This window comes from Citrobacter sp. Cm046 (assembly GCF_030333065.1).
In the GTDB taxonomy this organism is placed as follows: Bacteria; Pseudomonadota; Gammaproteobacteria; order Enterobacterales; family Enterobacteriaceae; genus Citrobacter; species Citrobacter murliniae.
In genome coordinates this window covers 207578-232593 of record NZ_JAOWGP010000043.1, presented here as the reverse complement: position 1 = coordinate 232593, position 25016 = coordinate 207578, and the positions used below count along the sequence as shown (strand labels likewise).

Sequence of the window (25016 nt, the reverse complement as noted above, 5' to 3'; positions counted from 1 at the left end):
AAACGAAAAAACCCGCCTCGGCGGGTTTTTTTATGCAGCAAATATCAGGCTGAAAGCTGACGACTTACCAGCGGTCCGCTGACGTCTTTCGCCGCGCGCTCCATCAGTTCCTGAATCACAGAAGACAGCTCGTTAATCTCAAATTTTGCCACGTAGCCATCTGCCTTTACTCTGCGAACGTGATCTTCATTTGCACTACCGGAGAGTGAAGAGTGGATCACTACCGGGATCTTTTTCAGACGCTCATCGGTTTTAATCTTGCGGGTGAGTGTAAAACCGTCCATCTCCGGCATTTCCAGATCGGTGAGCACCAGGGCGATTTTCTCGCTGATGGGTTTACCTTCCGCCAGGGCCTCCTGAGACAGTTGCTGTATTTTTTCCCACGCGTCTTTGCCCGTCACATGCATCAGATGGGGGATTTCCATGGCATTAAGCCCTTTCTCCAGCATCGCGCGGGCGACTTTTGAGTCTTCTGCAACAATCGCTACCGCACCCGGTGTGATATTGAACTTACTGGTTTTAAGATTGGTGGCACGCAGATCGTGATTTGACGGCACGATGTCATACAGGATTTGTTCAACGTCGAGTACCAGCGCCAGGTTGTTGGTCTCTTTATTGTCGTCCAGACAGGCGATACTGGTGATATAGCGACCGTTAACAGCTTTCTCCGCAGTATGCACCTGCTGCCAGTCCAGGCGCATAATGTTTTCCACGGATTCCACCGCAAATGCCTGCACGCTGCGGGCGTATTCAGTAATCAACAGGATATTAAGACCGGTTTCTGGTTTACATCCGGCAACGGCTGGCAGGTCAATTACCGGGATCACCTGATCACGGATATTCACCATACCTAACAGCGGGGCTTTCATGCCAGCCGGACGCGTAAACGTGGGCATCGGGACGATTTCACGCAGCTTGAATACGTTGATGCCAAACAGCTCCGATTTTTGCTCATCCAGTGATGTGCCCAGACGAAACAGCAACAGTTCAAAGCGGTTAGACAGGGTTAGGTTTGTCCTGTCGTCGATGTCTTTTTGAAAATTGTTCATCCTGTCCTCAGTGTGAAAGCCAGCTTTTCTCTGTTATCGGCACTGAGGCGAAAAAATAGAGCACTAAACCGTGAAAATGGCGAAATCGTGAGCCAGTTCGGTCGCCGGAAACAGGGTTCTGCACTCTTCGAGCAAACGCTGGCAGCCTTTTTCATCGTAGCGTGAGCTGACGTGGGTTATTATCAAACGGCTCACTCCGGCCTCCAGAGCCAACTGAGCGGCTTGTCGGGTAGAGCTGTGCCCACGGCTGTTGGCTTTTTCCTCCATCGACGAATCCAGCGTGGTTTCATGAATCATGACATCCACACCTTTTGCCAGCTCGATGGCGGTAGCACACGGTGCGGTATCGCCGAAAATAGCAACAGATTTGCCCGGTATTGCCGGCGCGAGAAAATCTGCACCGTTAATCGAGCGGCCATCTTCCAGCACGATGCTCTTTCCGGCTTTCAGTTCCTGAAACCAGGGACCCGGTTTCACACCCGCAGCCTTTAGTGCTTTAGCGTCAAGCGCGCCGGGTTTGTCATGTTCTTCGACCCGATAGCCGTAACACTCCACAGGGTGTTCCAGTGCGAACGCGGTAACTTTCCGCAAGCCATCATCCAGAATTTCACCCGCGGTAACTTCCACAATCTCCAGCGGATAATCGGTCCAGGAGCCGCTAAGGCGTAATGCGGTCTCGGTAAACTCCCGTAATCCTTTCGGACCGTAGAGTGTCAGTGGCTGAACGTTTCCGGCCATCGAACGGCTACACAATAGCCCGGGTAAGCCAAAGAGGTGATCGCCATGCAGATGGCTGATAAAAATTCGCTCGAGCTTTCCCGGATTAAACGGTGTACTAAGCATCTGGTGCTGCGTCCCTTCGCCGCAATCGAAAAGCCATAGCCCCGCCTGCGTGGGATGTTGCAGATTCAGTAGTATTGCCGTTACATTGCGTGAGCGAGTGGGAACACCCGCAGACGTGCCTAAAAATAGTAATTCCATCTTTTGCGTTACACTTTTCGCCATCATTGAGGCAGGGTGTTCAGGTTATCACAACAAAGGGGCAGACAATGATTCACTGGCAAGATCTCCACCATACAGAACTGAACGTCCAGCAACTGTATGCCATTCTTCAGCTTCGCTGCGCGGTGTTTGTCGTTGAGCAACAGTGTCCGTATCAGGATGTGGACGGCGATGATCTGGTGGGTGAAAACCGTCATATTCTGGGGTGGTATAACGGTCAACTGGTAGCGTATGCGAGGATTCTGAAAAGTGACGAGGATCTGGAGCCGGTAGTGATTGGTCGAGTGATCGTAAGCGAAGCGTTACGTGGTGAAAAACTGGGTCAACAGCTGATGGCGCAGACGTTGGCATCGTGCTCGCAGCACTGGCCGCACAAGGCGTTATATCTCGGCGCACAGGCACATCTGCAATCCTTTTACGCACGCTTTGGTTTTATGCCGGTAACGGATATCTATGACGAAGATGGTATCCCACACATAGGCATGGCGCGTGAGGCGTAAATAGCCACTGTTGTCTATAGTTAGTGGATACGTAAATAGAAAGGGAGAATATAATGTCTTTTCGTTCTGATGAATCACGTATTGACGACGACCTGGAACTACTCAGTGAAACGCTGGAAGAAGTGCTGCGTTCATCGGGTGATCCTGCTGACCAGAAGTATCTTGAGTTAAAAGCGCGCGCTGAGCAGGCGCTGGAGGATGTGAGAAATCGCGTAAGCCATGCCTCTGACAGCTATTATTATCGCGCGAAGCAGGCAGTTTGCCGGGCTGATGACTATGTACATGAAAAGCCCTGGCGTGGGATTGGCGTCGGCGCAACGGTCGGTTTAGTGATGGGTTTATTGTTGGCACGGCGATAAATTCAGCACCCTCTTCGCAATAGTAAGTACTCCCTAAACGGGGGTACTGCTTTTTCTGTTCAGTACCCCGTATAATGAGAGGTTTTTAACAGGGAGAGGTCCGCGTGCATTCAATCACTACTGCGCTGGAAAGTCTGATGCGCCATTTGTCGCAAGAGATACCAGCAGCACCTGGAATTCGTATTTACGATATACCTTTCCCGCTGAACGATGCATTTGACGCTTTAGGATGGCTGGCCAGCCAACCCGTCTGGCCGCAGTTTTACTGGCAGCAGCGTAACGGTGATGAAGAAGCTGCTGTGCTGGGAGCTACCGCCACATTCTCTTCTCTCGAATCTGCCCAGCAGTTTTTACGCCAGCATGAAGATAATCCAGAACTACGGATCTGGGGATTGAATGCGTTCGAGCCTCAACGCGGTAATCTACTGTTACCCCGTCTGGAGTGGCGACGCTGCGCAGGAATGGCGACTTTACGGTTACATCTTTATAGTGATGTTTCTCTGCGCGAAGATGCTGCGCGTGCTGGCGCATTTCTCTCAGCACTTGCCAGTGTTAAGCCACTTCCCACATTGCGCCTGAATTTGACCGGTGAACAGCACTGGCCTGATAAAGCTGGCTGGACACGCCTGATTGAACTTGCCACGCAAACCATCGCCAGAGAAGATCTCGATAAAGTGGTGCTGGCGAGGGCCACCGATTTACAGTTCTCTCATCCGGTGCATGCCGCAGCGGTAATGGCTTCAAGCCGTCGTTTAAACCTCAACTGCTACCATTTCTTTATGGCATTCTCCGCCGAATGCGCTTTTCTTGGTTCGTCTCCCGAACGCCTGTGGCGGCGGCGTGACACCGCTTTGCGTACCGAAGCGCTGGCCGGAACTGTCGCTAATCATCCTGACGATCACCGGGCCTGGCAGCTTGGTGAATGGCTAATGAAAGATGATAAAAACCAGCGTGAGAATATGCTGGTGGTGGAAGATATCTGCCAGCGGTTACAGAACTGCACGCAAACGCTCGACGTGCTTCCCCCGCAGGTGCTTAGATTACGCAAAGTGCAGCATTTGCGGCGTTGTATCTGGACGGCATTGAATCAGCCAGATGACGCGCTTTGCCTGATGCAGCTACAGCCGACGGCCGCCGTGGCAGGTATTCCGCGCGAGCTGGCGCGCGAGTTTATCCAGCATCATGAACCTTTTGAACGCGAATGGTATGCCGGATCTGCGGGATATCTCTCTCTGAGCCAAAGCGAGTTTTGCGTATCGTTACGTTCTGCGAAAATTAATGCAAACGTGGTACGCCTGTATGCCGGGGCGGGGATCGTGCGTGGCTCAGATCCAGAGCAGGAATGGCAGGAAATAGACAATAAAGCGGCAGGGTTACGTACTTTATTACAGATGGAAGGATAATGATTTCGTGTATATTCCCGACTCATATCAAAAATCCATTTATTCGATTCTTTATACTGTGTCGCAATATTGATACCGGACAATCTCATGTCAGTAAGCGCATTTAACCGACGCTGGGCGGCGGTCATTCTGGAAGCACTCACTCGCCACGGCGTCAGGCATGTTTGCATTGCGCCTGGCTCACGTTCGACGCCGTTGACTCTGGCTGCAGCGGAAAACTCTGCTTTTATACACCATACGCATTTTGACGAGCGTGGGCTTGGGCATCTGGCTTTAGGGCTGGCAAAGGTCAGCAGACAACCTGTTGCAGTGATTGTGACCTCCGGCACGGCAGTGGCGAATTTGTATCCGGCGCTGATCGAAGCGGGTCTGACCGGTGAAAAACTGATTTTACTTACGGCGGACAGGCCGCCAGAACTGATTGATTGCGGGGCGAATCAGGCGATTCGCCAGGCGGGTATGTTTGCCTCACATCCATCGCAAACGCTCTCTTTACCACGTCCAACGCAGGATATTCCGGCAAGCTGGCTGGTTTCCACCATTGATAACGCATTAGCCTCACTGCATAGCGGCGCAGTACACATAAATTGCCCGTTTGCAGAACCGCTGTATGGCGATATGGATGAAACTGGCGTTGAGTGGCAACAGCGCCTTGGTGACTGGTGGCAGGATGACAAACCGTGGCTGAGCGAATCACGTCGGCTGGAAAGTGATAAGCAGCGTGACTGGTTTTTCTGGCGACAAAAACGTGGCGTGGTGATTGCCGGTCGCATGAGTGCGGAAGAGGGCAAGAAAGTTGCACTCTGGGCGCAGACGTTAGGCTGGCCGCTGATTGGCGATGTGTTGTCGCAAACCGGGCAACCGTTGCCATGTGCCGATCTGTGGCTGGGTAATGCAAAAGCGGTGGCTGAGTTACAGCAGGCGCAGATTGTGGTGCAGCTCGGCAGTAGCCTGACCGGGAAACGTCTGCTGCAGTGGCAGGCCAGTTGCGATCCGCAGGAATACTGGATTGTCGATAATATCGAAGGACGTCTGGATCCGGCTCATCATCGTGGACGCCGGTTAGTCGCGAAGATAAGTGACTGGCTGGAACTGCATCCGGCTGAGAAGCGTCAGCCCTGGTGCGTGGAGATTCCACGTCTCGCAGAACAATCCTGGCAAGCGGTGGTGGCACGTCGTGATACCTTCGGAGAAGCACAACTGGCGCACCGCATTCGGGATTATCTACCTGAACAGGGACAGCTGTTTGTGGGTAATAGTCTGGTGGTGCGTCTGATAGACGCACTGTCGCAGCTTCCTGTCGGTTATCCGGTTTACAGCAATCGTGGGGCGAGCGGTATCGACGGTTTGTTGTCTACAGCCGCGGGCGTACAACGCGCCAGCGCGAAATCGACGCTGGCTATTGTCGGCGATTTATCCGCGCTGTATGACCTGAATGCACTGGCGTTATTACGCAAGGTCTCTGCTCCGTTCGTATTGATTGTGGTGAATAATAACGGCGGTCAGATTTTCTCACTACTGCCAACGCCACAAAGCGAACGCGAACGCTTCTATCTGATGCCGCAGAACGTCCACTTTGATCACGCGGCAGCCATGTTCAACCTGAAATATCACCGACCGGAAAGCTGGGAGCAACTGGAAAGCGCGCTGGCGAATGCCTGGCGAACCCCTGCTGCAACGGTGATTGAGCTGGTAGTGAATGAAACTGACGGGGCGCAAACTCTGCAGCAACTGCTGGCACAGGTGAGCCATCTATGATCCTGCACGCGCAGGCGAATGAGGGCCAGGCGGGTTATCCCTGGCTGGTTTTCCTGCACGGATTCTCAGGTGATTGTCAGGAATGGCAAACGGTCGGCGAGACGTTTCAAAACTACTCGCGATTGTACATCGATCTGCCAGGACACGGCGGTTCTGCTGACATTCGCGTGAGGGGCTTTGATGACGTCAGTGAATTGCTGCGTAATACTTTATTTAGTTACAACATACTTAACTACTGGTTGGTGGGATATTCTCTTGGCGGCAGAGTCGCGATGATGGCGGCCTGCCAGGGGATGCCGGGACTTTACGGATTGGTTGTTGAAGGTGGACATCCTGGGCTACAACGCGAAGATGAGCGGATTCAGCGTCGTCTCTCAGATGGCCGCTGGGCCGCACGTTTTCGCAGGGAACCGTTGCGTGATGTGTTTAATGACTGGTATCAACAGCCAGTTTTCGCCTCGTTAAGCCCTGTACAACGACAGGCGCTCGTGGCGCTGCGCAGCCATAATAATGGTGTTACGTTGGCTGCAATGCTGGAGGCTACCTCGCTTGCCGTCCAACCTGATTTACGTGCGCAACTCACTACGTGCACATTTCCGTTTTATTATTTATGTGGTGAACGTGACGATAAATTCCGCGCTTTGGCGACGGAAATGTCTGTACCGAACCATGTGATTCGTAACGCCGGACACAACGCGCATCGGGATAATCCCGCAGGCGTGGTGGACTGTCTGGCTCAGATTCTGCGTCGCTGACTAAAGGACATTTTATGATCTATCCTGATGAAACAATGCTTTACGCACCGGTAGAATGGCTCGATTGCTCTGAAGGCTACACCGACATTCGCTACGAAAAATCCACCGACGGTATCGCAAAAATCACCATTAATCGTCCGCAGGTACGCAACGCATTTCGCCCTGTTACCGTTAAAGAGATGATTCAGGCGCTGGCGGATGCACGTTATGACGATAACATTGGCGTGATTATCCTGACGGGTGCTGGCGACAAAGCGTTCTGCGCGGGCGGCGATCAGAAAGTGCGCGGTGACTACGGCGGATACCAGGATGACTCCGGTGTGCATCACCTGAACGTGCTGGACTTCCAGCGTCAGATTCGTACCTGTCCGAAGCCTGTTGTGGCGATGGTTGCGGGTTATTCCATTGGCGGTGGCCACGTGCTGCACATGATGTGTGACCTGACTATTGCAGCAGAAAACGCCATCTTCGGTCAGACTGGACCAAAAGTCGGTTCATTCGACGGTGGTTGGGGTGCCTCTTACATGGCGCGCATTGTCGGCCAGAAAAAAGCGCGTGAAATCTGGTTCCTGTGCCGTCAGTACGATGCAAAACAGGCGCTGGATATGGGCCTGGTCAATACCGTGGTTCCGCTGGCGGATCTGGAAAAAGAGACCGTACGCTGGTGTCGCGAAATGCTGCAAAACAGCCCGATGGCGCTGCGTTGCCTGAAAGCTGCGCTGAACGCTGATTGTGATGGTCAGGCGGGTCTGCAAGAACTGGCTGGTAACGCCACCATGCTGTTCTACATGACGGAAGAAGGACAGGAAGGCCGTAACGCCTTTAACCAGAAACGTCAGCCTGACTTCAGCAAATTCAAACGGAATCCGTAATGCGTAGCGCGCAGGTATACCGCTGGCAGATCCCCATGGACGCGGGGGTGATTCTGCGCGACAGGCGGTTAAAAACGCGTGACGGGCTGTACGTTTGTCTTCGTGACGGCGAGCACGAAGGGTGGGGAGAGATCTCCCCACTGCCGGGCTTCAGCCAGGAAACCTGGGAAGAGGCGCAAACTGCGCTGCTGAGCTGGGTAAACAGCTGGTTACAGGGGGATTCAACCTTACCGTCGATGCCTTCAGTGGCCTTTGGCGCAAGCTGTGCGCTGGCTGAACTTGAGGGGGCATTGCCTGATGCGGCGGACTATCGCGCTGCGCCGTTGTGTACGGGCGATCCTGACGATCTGGTTTTGCAGCTGGCAGACATGCCGGGCGAGAAGGTCGCGAAGGTGAAAGTCGGTCTGTATGAAGCGGTACGCGACGGCATGGTCGTCAACCTGTTGCTTGAGGCGATCCCCACGTTACATCTGCGTCTTGATGCTAACCGTGCCTGGACGCCGCTTAAAGCGCAGCAGTTCGCGAAATATGTTAATCCGGAGTATCGCGCGCGCATTGCTTTTCTCGAAGAGCCGTGTAAAACCCGCGACGATTCGCGCGCGTTTGCTCGCGAAACCGGGATTAGCATCGCCTGGGATGAAAGCCTGCGTGAAGCAGACTTTACCTTTATAGCTGAAGAGGGTGTGAGTGCGGTCGTCATCAAACCAACGCTCACCGGCAGTCTGGATAAGGTTCGCGAACAGGTTGAGGCGGCGCACGCGCTGGGGCTTACGGCAGTAATCAGTTCGTCTATTGAGTCGAGCCTGGGCTTAACTCAACTGGCCCGGATTGCCGCCTGGCTGACGCCACAGACCATTCCTGGTCTGGATACGCTTAGTCTGATGCAATGCCAGCAGGTACGCAGCTGGCCGGGCAGCATGTTGCCGTGTGTCGACATTGATTCTTTGGAACGGTTGTTATGAGCTTCCCTGACTGGCCGTGGCGTCACTGGCGGCAGGTTCGGGGAGATGCGCCAGCCTTACGCCTCAATGATGAGGTGCTAAGCTGGCGAGATCTCTGCACCCAGGTAGACGCTCTGGCTACAGGGTTTGCCGCTCAGGGCGTGGAAGAGGGCGATGGCGTACTGTTGCGAGCCTGGAATCATCCCCGGTCTCTGATGGCCTGGCTGGCATTGTTGCAGTGCGGAGCCAGGGTTTTACCTGTGAATCCACAACTGCCTCGGTCATTGCTGGAGACATTGGTACCTGATTTAACGCTGTATTTTGCGCTGAATCTGGAAGGCGACGATACATTTTCAGCGCTGACGCCACTGCGAATGCGCGAACAGTCTGGCGAGTATGCTGTCGCCTGGCTGCCCCAGCGTTTGAGCTCGATGACGTTAACCTCCGGTTCAACCGGGTTACCTAAGGCGGCTGTCCATACCTGCGAGGCTCATCTGGCTAGCGCACAGGGCGTGCTGTCGCTTATCCCGTTTGGTACAAAAGATGACTGGCTGCTCTCACTGCCGTTATTTCATGTATCTGGTCAGGGTATTCTGTGGCGCTGGCTGTTTGCGGGCGCGCGAATAACCGTGCGTGACAAGCAGCCGCTGGAACAGATGTTGATTGGCTGTACCCATGCTTCGCTCGTGCCCACACAGCTCTGGCGTTTGCTGGTGAATAAAACACCGGTAACGCTGAAAGCCGTATTGCTGGGAGGTGCGGCAATCCCCGTTGAACTGACTGAACAGGCGCGCGAGCACGGGATTCGTTGTTGGTGCGGTTACGGGCTGACGGAATTTGCCTCTACGGTTTGCGCAAAAGAAGCGGATGGTCTGGGCGATGTAGGCTCCCCTTTGCCGGGCAGAGAAGTCAGAATTGTTAATGATGAAGTCTGGCTGCGAGCCGCCAGTATGGCACAAGGGTACTGGCGTAACGGGAAACTTAACCCACTGGTTAATGCTGAAGGCTGGTTTGCCACCCGCGACCGTGGGGTATTAAATGACGGTAAGTTAACCATTGTCGGCCGCCTGGATAATCTGTTCTTTAGCGGTGGGGAAGGTATCCAGCCAGAAGAGGTGGAGCGCGTGATTACGTCGCATCCGCAGGTTCTGCAAGCCTTTATTGTTCCGGTAGAAGACAGAGAGTTTGGGCATCGCCCGGTAGCAGTCGTTGAATATGACGCTGACGCTGGAAAAATTGACCTTGCCGAATGGATTAACGATAAGTTGGCGCGTTTTCAGCAGCCGGTGCGTTGGCTGACATTACCGCCAGAGCTGAAAACCGGTGGTATTAAAGTTTCTCGCCGTGCGTTGCTTGACTGGGTTCGTGCCAACGATAAAGATTAAGGCCGCATTCATTTTACATCTCATTTTGCCATTCCATACCCATTGTTGTTTTGTTTATCTGCTAAAGCGTAACTTGTTATGATATTTATTAACAAACAGGTGCGCTATGGAATGGCATGTGAAGAAGTCTTGCTGTCTCAAAAAGACAGGGAAAATTTATATCGTAATTTGCGATAGCGGCGGCTCACTGAAGATGCTGGCTGAGGCGCAAACCTCTGAGCGGGTTAATGTCGGCGATCTTCTTTCACCGCTGAAAGATGCTTTGTATTGTATTAATCTTGATACATCACGGGTGATTAAAATAATAGATGCCAGACAATACCACTGTGACGACTGGCAGCGTCTGTTGCATCTGTCTGAGGGCAAATAACCTCAGGAAGCCTGTCCGGGAGAAGGCAGAAAAATCATCATCAGCCCTGCCATGATGCACAACACTCCAGCAAACGCCTTCAATGAGAAAGTCCCCTGCCAGCCGGGTAAAATCATCGATGCTACCCATACCAGCACATAGCTGAGGCTGAGCAGGGCATATGCTTTGCTCAGAGCCAGCTGGTGCAGGGCTTTATGCCAGCAGATAACTGACAGTAAATACCCCAACAGACCGGCATACAGGGCTAGCGCCCCGATGCTGGTGGACAATAAAGCGGATATAAACGCCTGCGGATATTGTATCGGCGGCAGACTATCCATCGCATAACCCAGACTTAGTTGAGCGGCAGAAGTAATGAAAACGCTGCACAAACCCCAAAATATGCCCATTACACTGCGCTCCCAAGAATAAAGATGCCGGTGATGAGCAGCCCAACCCCCAGCCAGTGACGCCTTGTGACAGGTTCGCGCCAGATTTTCCATGCAGCCAGTGTGACCCATACAAAGTTGAGACTCAGCATCGGATAGGCGATGCCGACGGGAATGTTCTGCAATACTGCCATCCAGAGCAGCATAGCCAGACCCAGACAGGCCAGAGCCAGGACAACCCACCGCGTAATATGACGTTTTCGCGCGTGGACGGGTACCGGGCGAGTGGCCTGCTTCTGGCATAGTTGTCCGCAGACGCTGAGCAGGCTGGCAAGAACCAGGATTATCCAGATCATTTTGGTCGATACTGAATCAAAACCAGGCGTCCCTGATTATCGATATAGTCAGCAGGCGGAATGGCAAGTTGATTAATATCTTCACCTTTCGAAATTGACAACACGAGGGTAATGTTTCCTTCCTGACGATGTTGTGCTAACCAGTTTGCAAAGTCATCCCGGCTGACAAAGCGGCCTCTGGCATCCGGGTAGTTGAGTCCGTATTTTAACTCGCCCGTTTGTCCGTACATGATGATGTCGTTGCGTTTCAGACTCCAGGCCAGGCCCGCAGCGACGCCTACGTTATCGGAGAGAATATAACGACTCGACTCCAGCGACTCTTTGGTCATCTCAACAAAAAACTGAGGCTGCTTAGATTCCATGACCCGATCGGGTATTGAAAAGCCAAACAACAGCGCCAGTCCCAGTGGACAAAGCGCTGCGAATTTCCAGTTTTTCTCGGTACTGTTCAGCGTATACCAGCCAAAAAAAGTCCAGCTAATAAAAATGCCCCACACACAAAAAACCTTATAGGTTTCAATATGCGTCCAGACAGGCGACTTTAACGGCCCCAACGAGGACGCGATAAAAGTTGCGACAATGCCGAGCACGCCAAACAGGATGTTAATCCAGCCATTAACACGTAAGGCAATGGAACCCTTTTGTGCTGCCTGCAGGCCGAAACGCGCAGTGAGGATCGCAAGCGGTGCGAAGCAGGAAAGAATATAGGTCGGCAATTTTCCTTTGGCGATACTGAAAAACAGTATCGGCATGATTATCCAGCTCAGCAGGTACAAGGCACTGCGCGGAAAATCACGTTCACGCCAGCCCGTACGCAGTGCGCCAGGCAGCAGGCCAAGCCAGGGCAGGCAGCCTGCGATAAACACAGGCAGGTAATACCAGAACGGCGCTTTATGCTGGGCATCCACCTGCGCAAACCGCTGAATATGTTCGACCCAGAAAAAGTAATGCCAGAAGTCAGGTTCGCATTGTGCAATGGCCATCGCCCACGGCAGAACAATCGCTATACAGCCTAAAATTGCCAGCCAGCCGTAGATAAAAAATGTTTTCCAGCGTTTTTGCACCCAGACCCATGGCAGTACGCTGAGCACCGGGACGGCCAGCGCGAGAAAACCTTTGGTCATTACTCCCATACCGCAGGTTAACCCTAGCAGTAAAAAAGCGATGATTTTGCGTTTTTTACTGGTGGCCTGCATGCCTTCCCAAAAACAGAACATGCCCGCCATGAGCCAGAGTGCGATGATAGGATCAAGAACCGCGTAGGTTCCGATGCTGTAAACGGAGAAAAACGTTAAGAAAATGACTGAAGAGAGTAAGGCTGTGCGTTTATCCTGCCATAACCGCATTGCAAATCCGGCTACCAGCAGTGCGGTCAGCAGTGTAGCAAAAATTGCACCTGCCCTGACGCCAAAGTTGGTGGCACCAAAGAGCCATTGCCCGATGCTGTTTAGCCAGTATCCGGCAATGGGTTTTTCAAAATAGCGTAGCCCTAAAAAGTGCGGGACTATCCAGTCGCCCGCGTTCAGCATTTCCCGACTGATTTCAGCATAGCGCGTCTCGTCAGGCTGCCAGAGCATGCGGCTATTGATGGGTAAAACGTAATACAGCGCAATAAAGGCGATAAATGCCATTATGTTGCGTATGGATCTCATCATGTCGCGCTCACTGGTTGCTGGCAGCCGAGCCATCCCTCTCTGCCGGGTATTTTGCCACGTATGATTTGTCCTGATGGCAACGTGTTAATGTCGTCCGGCAGCAGATCGCCAAGTGGACAAAACGTAATCCCCGCATCAATTGCGCGAATCAGTAGAGTGTTAAAATCCTGATGAAATGCGATACCTTCGACTTCCGCATGAATTGTGTACACAGATGTTCCTCTGTTCATCAGCATGTGGGAGAGGATCCAGGAATTGAAATCGACAGCTTGCACTTCCCCGCCAACCACTTCATCCCATGTCGGTAAGGTAACGGGAATTTGCGGCGTGCCTGTTTTGCCTGTCTCAAGCACTGGGCGGAATAACGATGTTCCCCGACAGTCGCTGTTATAACGCAGCTTGAACGCTTCTTTTGCGTGGACAACGCGTGCATCGGCACGCCAGCCGGCAACGGCAGAACAGGTGACAGGCTGTCCGGTAATGGCTTCGAGAGCGGTGATACCCTGGGAAATATCATCGATCAGCTGTTTGTCATTCCAGTTCCCGCTGCGAGCTTGCCAGGCGTGGTGATCCCAGGCATGTAACCCGGTTTCGTGAACCAGAGCCGTTTGCTGAATAATTGCCGCATTGGCCTGGCCGATCTCTTTTCCAGGCCACGCGGTACCTGCCAGCAAAATATCCCATCCGTAGAGGGAGGCAGCGTTTGAGCGCAGCATCTTCCATAGAAACTGCGGCTTTACCAGACGCCAGAGATGGCGTCCCATGTTGTCAGGCCCAACGCTGAAGAAAAAACTTGCCCGAACGTTATGTCGGTTCAATGTCTCCAGCAGGCGGGGTACGCCTTCGCGCGTCCCCCTGAAGGTATCGACATCAATACGCAAGCCTACCCGTTTCATGATCTCTGTTCCGTGATATCCACACTGCGCAAGAAGAAATCCAGGGTTTCTTCCACAGTCTCCAGCATTTCGATGGAGGGCTCCCAGTTCAGGCAGCGCTTGGCATTGCGAATATTGGGTTTCCGGTGTTCAACGTCCTGATAACCTTTACCATAGTAGCTGCTGCTTTCGACGTCACGAAAACCGGCAAATGGTGGAAAGTGTTGGCGCAACGGATGTTTTTCGAAGCAGGCCAGCAGCATTTCCGCCAGTTCCTGAATACTGGCTTCATTATCCGGATTACCAATATTGATAATCTCGCCGTCGCAGCGTCCGCCGTCGTTTTCAATGATACGGAACAGAGCTTCGATACCATCGCGAATATCAGTAAAGCAGCGCTTCTGTTTACCGCCTTCAATCAGCTTAATCGGTGACCCTTCCACCAGATTCAGGATCAGCTGAGTAATGGCGCGTGAGCTACCGATACGCGCAGCGTTGAGGCTGTCCAGACGTGGTCCCATCCAGTTAAACGGACGGAACAGCGTGAAGCGTAATCCCTCTTTTTCGCCATACGCCCAAATGACGCGATCCAGAAGCTGTTTGGACACTGAGTAGATCCAGCGTGGTTTATTGACCGGGCCAACGGTAAGGTTTGAGCTGTCTTCATCAAAGACCTTATCGCTACACATCCCGTAAACTTCTGAGGTGGAGGGGAAAATGATGCGCTTTTGATATTTCACGCAGTAGCGAATGATCCTCAGGTTCTCTTCAAAATCAAGTTCAAAGACGCGCAGCGGATTACGGGTGTATTCAATCGGCGTGGCAATCGCCACCAGCGGCAGCACGACGTCGCATTTTTTCACATGATATTCAATCCATTCGGAATGAATACTGATATCGCCTTCCACAAAATGGAACCGCGGGTGTTGCAGAAAACGCCCAATCGCATCGCTACCAATATCGAGCCCATAGACTTCATAGTTATCTTCGCGCAGCAGGCGTTCTGTCAGATGATTACCAATGAAACCATTAACGCCGAGGATCAAAACACGAGTACGACGTTTGCGGGTGGAAAGCGGCTGGCTGTTCAGATGAGACCCCGCAACCAGACCCAGCACTTGCGCCAACTGCGATCCCTGCATAGTGATACCATCGCCAGCTTGCCCGGTGATGATTTCGAGCGCCCCATCAGCACAGGCAATCAGTAATGGTGACACTGAAAGCACGGTCCCTGGCTGGGCTGCAGCGCGATGAGCAGACAGTCGTGATGACCAGACAGTGAATTTTTGTGTTCCCACGTAGCTGAATGCGCCCGGCCAGGGATCGGATACGGCACGTACCATGTTATGTAACTGCGCTGCAGGTTTACGCCAGTCGAGGAAGCTGTCGTCCGGTGTCCGTCGACCAAAGCAGGTGGCTTCTGTTTCCTGCTGAGGGCGTTCCTGAAAGTCACCCGTTTTGATAGCCGGCAGCGCCTGTTCGAGAACCTGCCGGGCAGTCTGGCACAGTTTATGATGCAGCGTTAAGGCTACGTCGTCGGGGGAAATGGCAACACGTTGTTGAGCAATAATAGCGCCCGCATCCGCGCGTTTTACCATGCGATGAAGCGTCACGCCCGTTTCTGTTTCTCCGTTGACCAAAACCCAGTTCAGCGGTGCGCGGCCACGATACTTGGGCAGCAGCGAGCCGTGCAGGTTAAAGGCACCCACAGGCGCAAGATTCAGAATGTCATCGCTCAGTAAATGACGATAGTAGAACGAGAAGATAACATCTGGCGCGAGCTGGCTAATTCGTTCAATCCATAGCGGATGATTGACCTCGTCAGGGGCGTAAACCGGTATGCCTGCGCTGGCCGCCAGCCGGGAAACCGAACCGAAAAATGCTTTCTCAGCAGGGTTATCGGCGTGGGTAAAAATAGCTGCGATTTCATAACCTGCATCCAACAAGGCTTGAATTCCCTGACATCCCATATCGTGATAAGCAAATACGACGGCTTTCATGCGTGGTGTTCCTCGGTTGAGTGCGTGGTTTGTGGACGAATAACGTGTTGAACAAAATAACGGGGGCGGGCACGGACATCGTTATAGATGCGACCGATATATTCGCCGAGTAATCCCATGCCTATAAACTGTGCGCCGATAAACGTGAACAGTACGGCAAACAGCATGAATACCCCTTCCGCAGCCCACTGTGGGCCTAGCGTCAGGCGAAGAATGACCAGCAGGACGGACAGAGTGAAACCCGTGGCGGCAATCACGCTGCCCAGCAGACTCAACATACGCAGTGGTGTGGTTGTCAGGCAGGTCACCAGGTCATACATCAGGTTAATCAGGCGCATGAAGCTGTACTTAGAATCGCCAAATTCACGTTCCGCGTGGTGCACCGGGATTTCCGTCGCACGCCGGGCAAAAATGTTGGCCAGAATCGGAATGAAGGTGCTGCGTTCCTGGCAATGCAGCATGGCATCAACGATGTGACGGCGATAAGCACGCAGCATGCAGCCGTAATCTCCCATCGCTTTTCCGGTGGTTCGCTGAATCAGATGGTTGATCATCCGTGAGGCGGTCTTACGAAACACACTGTCTTGCCTGTTCTGGCGCACCGTTCCGACGACATCGAAACCTTCATCAGCTGTGGCAACCAGCCGGGGGATCTCCTCCGGAGGGTTTTGTAAATCGGCATCCAGCGTGATAATCAAGTCGCCGGTAACGTGGCTAAAACCGGCCATAATTGCCGAGTGTTGCCCGTAGTTTCGGTTGAGCAGAATAGAGACAATATGGCTGTTCTGCGCATGAGAAGCCTCCATCATCAGTTGAGCGGAATTATCGCTGCTGCCGTCATCGATCAGCAGAATTTCGTATTCTTTTCCCAGCTTTTCGCAGGCGGCGCAGGTACGTTTAATTAACTCTGGCAGGCTTTCCTGTTCGTTAAACACGGGAATAACCACCGAGACTTTCTTAATCGGCGTGGCTTCAAACATGATTATTGTCCTGCTATCTGGCGAAGTGCTGTAATCACGCGCCGGGTATCATCGGCGGTCATGTCAGGGAATAACGGCAGCGAACAGATGTGCGCGCTATTCCATTCCGTATCAGGAAGCGAAAGGGTAGTGAAACGTTCGCGATAATATTTTTGCGTGTGTGCGGCGCGAAAATGCAGGCCGGTACCAATACCTCTGGCTTTAAGCGCTTCCATTAACGCATCTCTGCTTATACCGCAGCGTGCTTCATCGACACGAATAATAAACAGGTGCCAGGCGTGTACATGCGACCACTGCGGCAGGTTCAGCGGCTGAAAAGGTGAATCAGCCAGCGCTTGCTGGTACTGTTGGGCAATTTCCGCGCGGCGCGCGTTCAGTTGCGCCAGTTTGCCCAGTTGCGTCAGGGCGATAGCCGCATTGATGTCGGTGAGGTTGTATTTGTATCCCGGCGTGAGAACTTCTGCCTGCGGGGCTCGGCCGTAGGTTTGTCGGTCATACGCATCCACTCCCAGGCCGTGAAATTTCAGGCTGTGTAACCGTTGAGCCAGCTGTTTGTCGTCAGTAACAACCAGCCCGCCTTCCGCACAGGTAATATTTTTGATGGCGTGAAAGGAGAAGATTGCCGTGCCGCGAGCACCAACATGACGACCTTTATATAACGTTCCCACGGCATGGGCTGCGTCTTCTATCACCGGGATCCCATAGCGCTCGCCGATAGCGTAAATCGCGTCAAGATCGGCGGGAGCACCTGCGTAATGCACCGGTATAATAGCTTTGGTTCGTGGCGTAATAGCGGCTTCAATTTGCTCCGGTGTTACCATCAGCGTATCGCGGTCGACATCGATCATGACCGGCGTGGCTCCCAGCAGGACAATCATGTTGAGCGTAGAAACCCACGTCATTGACGGCGTGATGACTTCATCGCCTTCACCCACACCCAATGCCATCAGCGTGACGTGCATACCTGCGGTGGCAGAGCAGACGGCAACGGCATGTTGGTTTCCCGTAAGCCGACAGAACGCCTCCTCCAGCTCATGGTTTTTAGGGCCGGTGGTTATCCATCCTGAATCCAGAACCGCCTTAACTGCGGTAAGTTCTTCAGTACCCATTGCCGGGCGAGAGAAGGGCAAAAAGTCAGACATCATTATTCCTTCAAGCCATTAAACGCAGTCGTAGGTTTATTTTTATGACAAACAAGCGCGCGTTAATTATTTCATCAGGCTACAAAGGTTAATGATCGAAGGTTAATTTATCCTTAAGGATTTAAGGTGGAGAAAAGAGGGCGATGCAGAAGAGATTAATGGTTATTTAATTGATATTAAACATTTTGTTTGCTCAGCCCCGAAGGGCTGGTGCATAAAGATATTAAGTCAGCGAGGTGATTCTAAGAAGCAGCGTTGTACTTACAGTAATCCTTTTAATGTTAATGTCTTTCGGGTGGCGATGTTTAAGTCGTAATGTCCAAGATCTTCTGGTTTTACCCAGGCGAAATCCTGAAACTCTTCATTAATGTTCACTTCGCGATTGGCAGAAATGCAGTCGAAGATCAGATAAATCATGTAAATCTCTTCCTGCCTGCCGTCAGCATACGTTTTGGTGCGGATATCATCGCTGAATGTCCAGGGGGTGATATCGGTCAACACAAGCTGCTCGCCTAACTCTTCCCTTACTTCCCGTCGCAGGGCTTCTTCGATACGTTCGCCAGGTTCCACGCCACCGCCCGATAACGCCCACTGACCGGGAAAAACACCGCGATCGTTGGCCATTTTACACAGCAAATAACAGCCTTCATTTTGAATTAATGGGCAAACAATTGTCCTTTGACGCACGGTTATGTTCCTTATGTAGAGAGATGAGGCAAAAGAATACGGGAGCTGACGCGTTGGTTAAAGTGATTATTGTCAATTCCATCGTCACTTATTGAAACGGTTTCGGGTAGTATTTCGTTACAATATGTTATTAGATCGCTTTTTTAGCTCATTGATTCCTTTGCTGTTGGCAGTACAATCCTGCGGTTTTGGGGCACATTAATTACTTGCTTGCTGGAAAGGGTAAAAATGAAAAAAAGCGTACTGTTAGGACTTGCCGGAATGCTGTTTGTTTCCGCATCGGCTAATGCCATCAGCATCAATGGTCAGGCTGGTGAAGATTACACCAACATTGGCGTCGGCTTTGGCACCGAGTCAACCGGATTAGCGGTAAGCGGCAACTGGATGCACAACGATGACGATGGCGACGCGGCTGGTCTGGGTCTTGGTCTGAATATCCCGCTTGGACCGCTGTTGGCTACTGTTGGCGGCAAAGGTATTTACACCAATCCGAAGGATGGTGATGAAGGTTATGCGGCGGCTGTTGGTGGTGGTCTGCAGTGGCCGATTGGCGACAGCCTCCGTCTGTTTGGCGAATACTATTACTCTCCGGACTCGCTCTCCAGCGGTATCGACAGCTTTGAAGAAGCGAATGCCGGTGCGCGCCTGACGATTATGCGTCCACTGAGCATTGAAGCGGGTTATCGCTACCTGAATCTGGCCGGTAAAGATGGCAACCGTGATAACGCGATTGCTGACGGCCCGTACGTTGGGGTTAGCGCCAGCTTCTAATCTTCCTGGCGCGGCGTTCTGCTGCGCCTGTTTTACTCCTCTTCCTTCTCCATGTTCCCCCTGCATTGCGTTATAGTGTTTCTATTACAAAAGCAGGAGAACACAATGTTAAATGTGGAGATGCTATCCACCGGGGATGAAGTGTTGCACGGGCAGATCGTCGACACCAACGCTGCCTGGCTGGCCGATTTTTTCTTTAATCAGGGATTACCGTTAACGCGCCGTAACACGGTAGGCGACAATCTTGACGATTTGGTCGCTATCTTGCGTGAGCGTAGTGAACACGCCGATGTGTTGATCGTCAATGGCGGCTTAGGGCCAACCAGCGATGATTTGAGTGCACTGGCAGCGGCAACGGCAAAAGGTGAGGGACTGGTGCTGCATGAGCCATGGCTGGCCCAGATGGAGAGCTTTTTCCGCGAGCGCGGCCGCGTGATGGCGCCGAGCAATCGCAAACAGGCCGAGCTTCCTGCCAGCGCGGAGTTTATTAATAATCCGGTGGGCACTGCATGTGGCTTTGCCGTTAAGCTAAACCGCTGCCTGATGTTCTTTACGCCGGGCGTGCCGTCAGAATTTAAAGTCATGATCGAGCATGAGATCCTGCCGCGCTTGCGTGAGCGTTTCTCGCTCTCTCAGCCCCCTCTATGTCTGCGATTAACCACCTTTGGCCGCTCTGAAAGCGATCTGGCACAGAGCCTGGATTCTCTGTCACTACCGGCAGGGGTGACAATGGGGTATCGCTCATCCATGCCAATTATCGAGTTGAAACTCACCGGGCCGGATTCCCAACGTGAAGCGATGATGGCGCTGTGGCCGGAAGTTAAACGGGTCGCCGGACAGAACATGATTTTTGAGGGGACGGAAGGATTACCCGCGCAAATCGCCCGTAAGTTACAGGAACGCCAGTACAGCCTGACGTTGAGCGAACAGTTCACCGGTGGTCTGGTTGCTCTGCAACTTTCCCGTGCTAACGCCCCACTGCTGGCCAGCGAGGTGGTCCCCTCTCAGGAAGAAACGCTGGCGCAAACGGCGCACTGGATAACTGAACGACGCGGCAACCATTATGCTGAGCTGGCGTTGGCGGTATCAGGTTTCGAAAACGAACATATTAACTTTGCCCTGGCAACGCCCGATGGTACATATGCCTTGCGCGTGCGACTGAATGCGAATCGCTATAGCTTGCCGGTTCGTCAGGAAGTCTGCGCGATGATGGCGCTAAATATGCTGCGTCGCTGGCTAAACGGGCAGGATCTTGCCAGCGAACACGGCTGGATTGAAGTGGTTGAGTCGCTGACGATCTAGCCTGTAAATTGCCCGATAGCGCTGCGCTTATCGGGCTTTAAGTGAACGTCTGCTTATGTGTGTGAGTAGACGTTCCCCCGCCATTCGGCAATTTCTCCTGCATTATTGTCCAACCTGTTGTACTCCCTGTGGAAAAATCCGTGCTGTGGTTCACATTTTTATACGTAATCTTTCCAGCCTGCTGGAAGAAAGGCGGGATTTGATGTGCTTCACAATTTTAACCCTGTTGACCGAACACACTGATTCCAGTATCTCAGACCGGAGTCCAGTATGTTGGAATCAAGCAAAGTCCCCGCGCTTACCAGAGCGATAGAAATTCTCAATCTTATTGCGCGTATCGGCCCGTGCAGCGCCGCAACGATTGTGGATACGTTGGGTATTCCGAAAAGCACCGCTTATTTGTTGTTAAACGAACTGAAGCGTCAGCGCTTTCTCAGTATTGATCATCAGGAGAACTACTGCCTGTGGACCAAACTGGTTGAACTCTCGGGGCATGCGTTGAGCAAAATGGATCTGCGTGAGCTGGCGCGTCCGCGCTTGACACAGCTTATGGATGAAACCGATCTGCTTTGTCATCTGGGGCTCATCGACCACGAAAGCGCGTATTACATTCTGAAAGTGGAATCCTCGTCCACCATCAGCGTGCGTTCTCATGAGGGAAAAAGTCTTTCTCTGTATCGCTCTGGCATCGGCAAATGTTTGCTGGCCTGGCAGCCTGCCGCAGTACGCAAAACCATTATTGACCAGTTGGTATGGGAGAAGGCGACGCCGACCACAATTGCTGATCCTCAGCAACTGAATGATGAACTGGAGCGCATTCGCCAGCGTGGATGGAGTTTTGATAACGGCGAGGATTACCCGGATGTTCGCTGTGTTGCCGCTCCCGTTTTTAATGCCAGTAATACGCTGACTGCCGCGATTTCAGTGGTTGGCACTCGTTTACAAATCAACGAAGAGAATCGTGATTACCTGGCCGGGAAGGCAATTGCCTGCGCCAAAGATATTTCACGTCTGTTGGGCTGGAAAAGTCCCTTCGATTCACTCGCATCATAATAATGGAGAACATCATGACCCTACCAAAAATTAAACATGTTCGTGCCTGGTTTACCGGCGGTGCTACGGCGGAGAAAGGGGCGGGCGGTGGTGATTATCATGACCAGGGCGCTCATCACTGGATTGACGATCACATTGCTACGCCAATGAGCAAATACCGTGAGTATGAACAGTCGCGCCAGTCTTTCGGCATAAACGTGCTGGGGACGTTGATTGTCGAAGTGGAGGCAGAAAACGGTCAGACGGGGTTTGCAGTCTCGACGGCTGGAGAGATGGGCTGCTTTATTGTCGAAAAGCATCTTAATCGCTTTATCGAAGGCAAATGCGTCAGTGATATTAAACTCATTCACGATCAGATGCTTGGTGCCACAATGTATTATTCTGGCTCTGGCGGTCTGGTGATGAACACCATCTCTTGCGTGGATCTCGCGCTTTGGGATCTGTTTGGCAAGGTCGTGGGATTACCGGTCTACAAACTGCTGGGTGGCGCGGTTCGTGATGAAATTCAGTTCTATGCCACCGGGGCACGTCCGGATCTGGCAAAAGAGTTGGGCTTTATCGGCGGGAAAATGCCGACCCATTGGGGGCCGCACGATGGGGACGCGGGTGTTCGCAAAGATGCCGCGATGGTGGCCGATATGCGTGAGAAATGTGGCCCGGATTTCTGGCTGATGCTCGACTGCTGGATGAGCCAGGACGTGAACTATGCCACCAAACTGGCGCATGCCTGTGCGCCGCATAACCTGAAATGGATCGAAGAGTGTCTGCCGCCACAGCAATATGAAGGTTATCGTGAGCTGAAGCGCAATGCACCGGCAGGCATGATGGTGACCAGCGGTGAACACCACGGCACGCTGCAGTCCTTCCGTACGCTGTCTGAAACCGGCATTGATATCATGCAGCCTGATGTCGGCTGGTGTGGTGGATTAACCACGCTGGTGGAAATTGCCGCAATTGCCAAATCGCGTGGACAACTGGTGGTGCCGCACGGCTCATCGGTCTATTCGCACCATGCGGTTATCACTTTCACGAATACCCCGTTTAGTGAGTTCCTGATGACCAGCCCGGATTGTTCAACGATGCGTCCGCAGTTCGACCCTATCCTGCTGGATGAGCCAGTGCCGGTGAACGGACGGATCCATAAGTCGGTACTTGATAAGCCTGGCTTTGGCGTCGAGCTTAACCGTGACTGCAATCTGAAGCGCCCCTACAGCCACTAATGACCAGTGCGTTGCCTTATCCACGGCAACGCCCTCATTTCTTTGAGGATCTTGTGATGACAACCACTTTACTTGACGGTGTAGTGAAGAAAAACCGTGCGCGTTTGATTCCCTTTATGTTGGCGCTGTATGTGCTGGCATTTCTGGATCGCTCGAACATTGGTTTTGCCAAAGAGACGTATCAGATTGATACCGGGCTGAGTAATGAAGCCTATGCACTAGGGGCGGGAATTTTCTTTGTGGTATACGCGTTCCTGGGCGTACCAGCCAACCTGCTGATGCGTAAATTTGGCGCCAGAAGCTGGATTGGCACCACCACGCTGCTGTGGGGATTTCTCTCTGCGGCGATGGCGTGGGCGGATACCGAAGCAAAGTTCCTGATTATCCGTACCTTGTTGGGGGCGGCGGAAGCCGGTTTCTTCCCCGGCATGATCTACCTGACGTCGCAATGGTTTCCGCAGCGTAACCGCGCCAGCATTATGGGGCTGTTTTACATGGGGGCACCGCTGGCGTTAACTCTGGGATCGCCGCTTTCCGGCGCGCTGTTAGAAATGCACGGTTTTATGGGGCATCCGGGATGGTTCTGGATGTTCGTTATCGAAGGTTTGCTGGCGGTTGGTGCAGGCGTTTTCACCTTCTTCTGGCTGGACGACACACCACAGGAGGCGCGCTTTCTTAATGCGGAAGAGAAAGCCGTTCTCATCAGTCAACTGGCGAGCGAAGAAGAGAAAAAGGTCACCTCAAAACTGTCAGATGCTTTGCGCAATGGGCGTGTCTGGCAACTGGCAATTATTTATCTGACGATTCAGGTAGCGGTCTATGGATTGATCTTCTTCCTGCCCACCCAGGTTGCGGCACTATTGGGAACCAAAGTTGGCTTTACTGCGTCCGTGGTGACGGCTATTCCGTGGGTGGTTGCCCTGTTCGGTACCTGGCTCATCCCGCGCTACTCCGATCGTACCGGTGACCGGCGCAATGTGGCGGCCCTGACGTTGTTAGCCGCAGGGATCGGGATTGGCGTTTCCGGTCTGGTGTCTCCGGTGCTGGCTATTCTGGCTTTATGTGTGGCGGCCGCGGGCTTTATTGCCGTCCAGCCGGTGTTCTGGACAATGCCGACTCAATTGCTCTCTGGTACCGCGCTGGCTGCGGGTATTGGTTTTGTAAACCTGTTTGGCGCGGTGGGGGGATTTCTGGCCCCCATCTTGCGGGTTAAAGCTGAAACCGTTTTTGCCAGTGATGCAGCAGGGCTTCTGACCCTGGCATGTGTCGCAGTTATTGGTTCAGTCATTATCTTCACCCTGAAAGTCAGCCGTCCTGCTTCGCAAATGGGCGCGGTGCATCATTAATCTTATCTACGTTGTAAGGATCGTTATGAACGCATTGTTATCAAACCCTTTTAAAGAAGCGCTGCGCAAAGGGGAAGTCCAGATTGGTTTGTGGCTCAGTTCGACCACCTCCTATATGGCGGAAATTGCAGCAACATCGGGTTATGACTGGTTGCTCATTGATGGTGAGCATGCGCCGAACACGGTACAGGACCTCTATCACCAGCTTCAGGCTATTGCGCCCTATGCCAGTCAGCCAGTGATTCGTCCGATTGAAGGCAGCAAGGCGTTGATTAAGCAGGTGCTGGATATCGGTGCACAGACGCTGCTGATCCCGATGGTGGACAGCGCAGAACAGGCACGTCAGGTGGTTTCCGCGACGCGTTATCCTCCGGTGGGAGAGCGTGGAGTTGGGGCCAGCGTGGCCCGTGCAGCGCGTTGGGGACGTATTGATAATTACATGGCGCAGGCTAATGAGTCGCTCTGTCTGTTGGTGCAGGTCGAAAGTAAAACGGCGCTGGATAATCTGGACGCGATCCTGGATGTGGAAGGTATCGATGGTGTTTTCATCGGTCCGGCAGATCTCTCTGCGTCTTTAGGTTATCCGGATAACGCCGGGCACCCTGAGGTGCAGCGAATCATTGAAGAGAGCATCCGCCGCATTCGTGCAGCCGGAAAAGCAGCGGGATTTCTCGCTGTCGATCCGGCGATGGCGCAAAAATGTCTGCAGTGGGGGGCGAACTTTGTTGCCGTAGGCGTGGACACGATGCTCTATAGTGAAGCGCTGGATCGCAGGTTGGCGATGTTTAAATCTGACAAGGCTGTGCAAAAGCTCAAAAGCAGTTATTGATACTTGCTTGCCCGATGGTGGAATACCATCGGGCAGCA

At 52.8% G+C, this 25016-nt stretch carries 25 protein-coding genes; 15 read left to right on the top strand and 10 right to left on the bottom strand.

Going from position 1 to position 25016, the window contains the following annotated elements; translation table 11 throughout:
* Positions 1-44: 44 nt before the first annotated feature.
* A complete protein-coding gene (locus OGX98_RS16875) occupies positions 45-1049 on the bottom strand; it encodes a chemotaxis protein (RefSeq protein ID WP_286595620.1) in 1005 nt (334 codons plus the stop codon).
* Between the two features lie 63 nt (positions 1050-1112).
* Entirely contained in the window at positions 1113-2030 is a 918-nt protein-coding gene (gene rbn / locus OGX98_RS16870; protein ID WP_200010207.1) for a ribonuclease BN, read from the bottom strand.
* A gap of 68 nt (positions 2031-2098) precedes the next feature.
* Here rbn and OGX98_RS16865 point away from each other — a divergent pair, with 68 nt between their 5' ends.
* The 9 genes from OGX98_RS16865 (at position 2099) to pmrD (ending at position 10394) form a co-directional block, all read left to right on the top strand.
* Positions 2099-2551, top strand: a complete 453-nt coding sequence (locus tag OGX98_RS16865; protein ID WP_045445553.1) for a GNAT family N-acetyltransferase — start codon at positions 2099-2101, stop codon at positions 2549-2551.
* Positions 2552-2604: 53 nt separating this feature from the next.
* Positions 2605-2910: a stress response protein ElaB gene (elaB, locus tag OGX98_RS16860; RefSeq protein WP_045445550.1), complete on the top strand. Its 306-nt coding sequence runs from the start codon at positions 2605-2607 to the stop codon at positions 2908-2910.
* Positions 2911-3014: 104 nt separating this feature from the next.
* Positions 3015-4313, top strand: a complete 1299-nt coding sequence (gene menF, locus OGX98_RS16855; protein ID WP_045445548.1) for an isochorismate synthase MenF — start codon at positions 3015-3017, stop codon at positions 4311-4313.
* A gap of 87 nt (positions 4314-4400) precedes the next feature.
* Entirely contained in the window at positions 4401-6071 is a 1671-nt protein-coding gene (menD, locus tag OGX98_RS16850; RefSeq protein ID WP_286595619.1) for a 2-succinyl-5-enolpyruvyl-6-hydroxy-3-cyclohexene-1-carboxylic-acid synthase, read from the top strand.
* Complete coding sequence (menH, locus tag OGX98_RS16845; protein ID WP_286595618.1) at positions 6068-6826, top strand: 2-succinyl-6-hydroxy-2,4-cyclohexadiene-1-carboxylate synthase; 759 nt, start codon at positions 6068-6070, stop codon at positions 6824-6826. Before menD ends, menH begins: the two co-directional genes overlap by 4 nt.
* A 14-nt stretch (positions 6827-6840) precedes the next feature.
* Positions 6841-7698 carry a 1,4-dihydroxy-2-naphthoyl-CoA synthase gene (menB, locus tag OGX98_RS16840; protein ID WP_045445537.1) on the top strand — a complete coding sequence of 286 codons (858 nt, stop codon included), beginning with the start codon at positions 6841-6843 and terminating at the stop codon, positions 7696-7698.
* Positions 7698-8660: an o-succinylbenzoate synthase gene (menC, locus tag OGX98_RS16835; RefSeq protein ID WP_286595615.1), complete on the top strand. Its 963-nt coding sequence runs from the start codon at positions 7698-7700 to the stop codon at positions 8658-8660. Before menB ends, menC begins: the two co-directional genes overlap by 1 nt.
* Entirely contained in the window at positions 8657-10024 is a 1368-nt protein-coding gene (menE, locus tag OGX98_RS16830; protein ID WP_286595614.1) for an o-succinylbenzoate--CoA ligase, read from the top strand. Before menC ends, menE begins: the two co-directional genes overlap by 4 nt.
* 106 nt (positions 10025-10130) lie before the next feature.
* Positions 10131-10394: a signal transduction protein PmrD gene (gene pmrD / locus OGX98_RS16825; protein WP_048220993.1), complete on the top strand. Its 264-nt coding sequence runs from the start codon at positions 10131-10133 to the stop codon at positions 10392-10394.
* A 2-nt stretch (positions 10395-10396) separates the two neighbouring features.
* On the opposite strand, the gene arnF is transcribed toward pmrD, so the two are convergent.
* From arnF to nudI, 8 genes are all read right to left on the bottom strand, one after another.
* Positions 10397-10783 carry a 4-amino-4-deoxy-L-arabinose-phosphoundecaprenol flippase subunit ArnF gene (gene arnF / locus OGX98_RS16820; protein WP_045445515.1) on the bottom strand — a complete coding sequence of 129 codons (387 nt, stop codon included), beginning with the start codon at positions 10781-10783 and terminating at the stop codon, positions 10397-10399.
* Positions 10783-11118, bottom strand: coding sequence for a 4-amino-4-deoxy-L-arabinose-phosphoundecaprenol flippase subunit ArnE (gene arnE / locus OGX98_RS16815; protein WP_045445513.1), 336 nt, complete (start codon positions 11116-11118; stop codon positions 10783-10785). Before arnE ends, arnF begins: the two co-directional genes overlap by 1 nt.
* Complete coding sequence (gene arnT / locus OGX98_RS16810) at positions 11115-12773, bottom strand: lipid IV(A) 4-amino-4-deoxy-L-arabinosyltransferase (protein ID WP_286595613.1); 1659 nt, start codon at positions 12771-12773, stop codon at positions 11115-11117. Before arnT ends, arnE begins: the two co-directional genes overlap by 4 nt.
* Positions 12770-13669 (bottom strand): 4-deoxy-4-formamido-L-arabinose-phosphoundecaprenol deformylase, encoded by a 900-nt coding sequence (gene arnD, locus OGX98_RS16805; protein WP_286595612.1) that lies wholly within the window; start codon positions 13667-13669, stop codon positions 12770-12772. The genes arnT and arnD overlap by 4 nt, the downstream gene beginning before the upstream one ends.
* Positions 13666-15648, bottom strand: coding sequence for a bifunctional UDP-4-amino-4-deoxy-L-arabinose formyltransferase/UDP-glucuronic acid oxidase ArnA (arnA, locus tag OGX98_RS16800; protein WP_286595611.1), 1983 nt, complete (start codon positions 15646-15648; stop codon positions 13666-13668). Before arnA ends, arnD begins: the two co-directional genes overlap by 4 nt.
* Positions 15645-16628 carry an undecaprenyl-phosphate 4-deoxy-4-formamido-L-arabinose transferase gene (arnC, locus tag OGX98_RS16795; protein ID WP_200010183.1) on the bottom strand — a complete coding sequence of 328 codons (984 nt, stop codon included), beginning with the start codon at positions 16626-16628 and terminating at the stop codon, positions 15645-15647. The genes arnA and arnC overlap by 4 nt, the downstream gene beginning before the upstream one ends.
* Positions 16629-16630: 2 nt before the next feature.
* On the bottom strand, positions 16631-17770 hold the full coding sequence (gene arnB / locus OGX98_RS16790) for a UDP-4-amino-4-deoxy-L-arabinose aminotransferase (protein WP_286595676.1): 1140 nt from the start codon (positions 17768-17770) through the stop codon (positions 16631-16633).
* Between the two features lie 261 nt (positions 17771-18031).
* Positions 18032-18457, bottom strand: a complete 426-nt coding sequence (gene nudI, locus OGX98_RS16785) for a nucleoside triphosphatase NudI (protein ID WP_045445500.1) — start codon at positions 18455-18457, stop codon at positions 18032-18034.
* A 228-nt stretch (positions 18458-18685) separates the two neighbouring features.
* On the opposite strand from nudI, the gene OGX98_RS16780 reads away from it, so the two are divergent.
* The 6 genes from OGX98_RS16780 (at position 18686) to yfaU (ending at position 24978) form a co-directional block, all read left to right on the top strand.
* A complete protein-coding gene (locus tag OGX98_RS16780; RefSeq protein WP_045445497.1) occupies positions 18686-19228 on the top strand; it encodes a YfaZ family outer membrane protein in 543 nt (180 codons plus the stop codon).
* 105 nt (positions 19229-19333) lie between these two features.
* Positions 19334-20530, top strand: a complete 1197-nt coding sequence (locus OGX98_RS16775; RefSeq protein ID WP_045445495.1) for a nicotinamide mononucleotide deamidase-related protein YfaY — start codon at positions 19334-19336, stop codon at positions 20528-20530.
* Positions 20531-20800: 270 nt separating this feature from the next.
* On the top strand, positions 20801-21583 hold the full coding sequence (locus OGX98_RS16770) for an IclR family transcriptional regulator (protein WP_045445492.1): 783 nt from the start codon (positions 20801-20803) through the stop codon (positions 21581-21583).
* A 14-nt stretch (positions 21584-21597) separates the two neighbouring features.
* Positions 21598-22803: an L-rhamnonate dehydratase gene (gene rhmD / locus OGX98_RS16765; protein ID WP_200010180.1), complete on the top strand. Its 1206-nt coding sequence runs from the start codon at positions 21598-21600 to the stop codon at positions 22801-22803.
* Positions 22804-22859: 56 nt separating this feature from the next.
* Entirely contained in the window at positions 22860-24149 is a 1290-nt protein-coding gene (locus tag OGX98_RS16760; protein ID WP_045445490.1) for an MFS transporter, read from the top strand.
* Between the two features lie 25 nt (positions 24150-24174).
* Positions 24175-24978, top strand: coding sequence for a 2-keto-3-deoxy-L-rhamnonate aldolase (yfaU, locus tag OGX98_RS16755; RefSeq protein ID WP_200010178.1), 804 nt, complete (start codon positions 24175-24177; stop codon positions 24976-24978).
* Positions 24979-25016 lie beyond the last annotated feature (38 nt).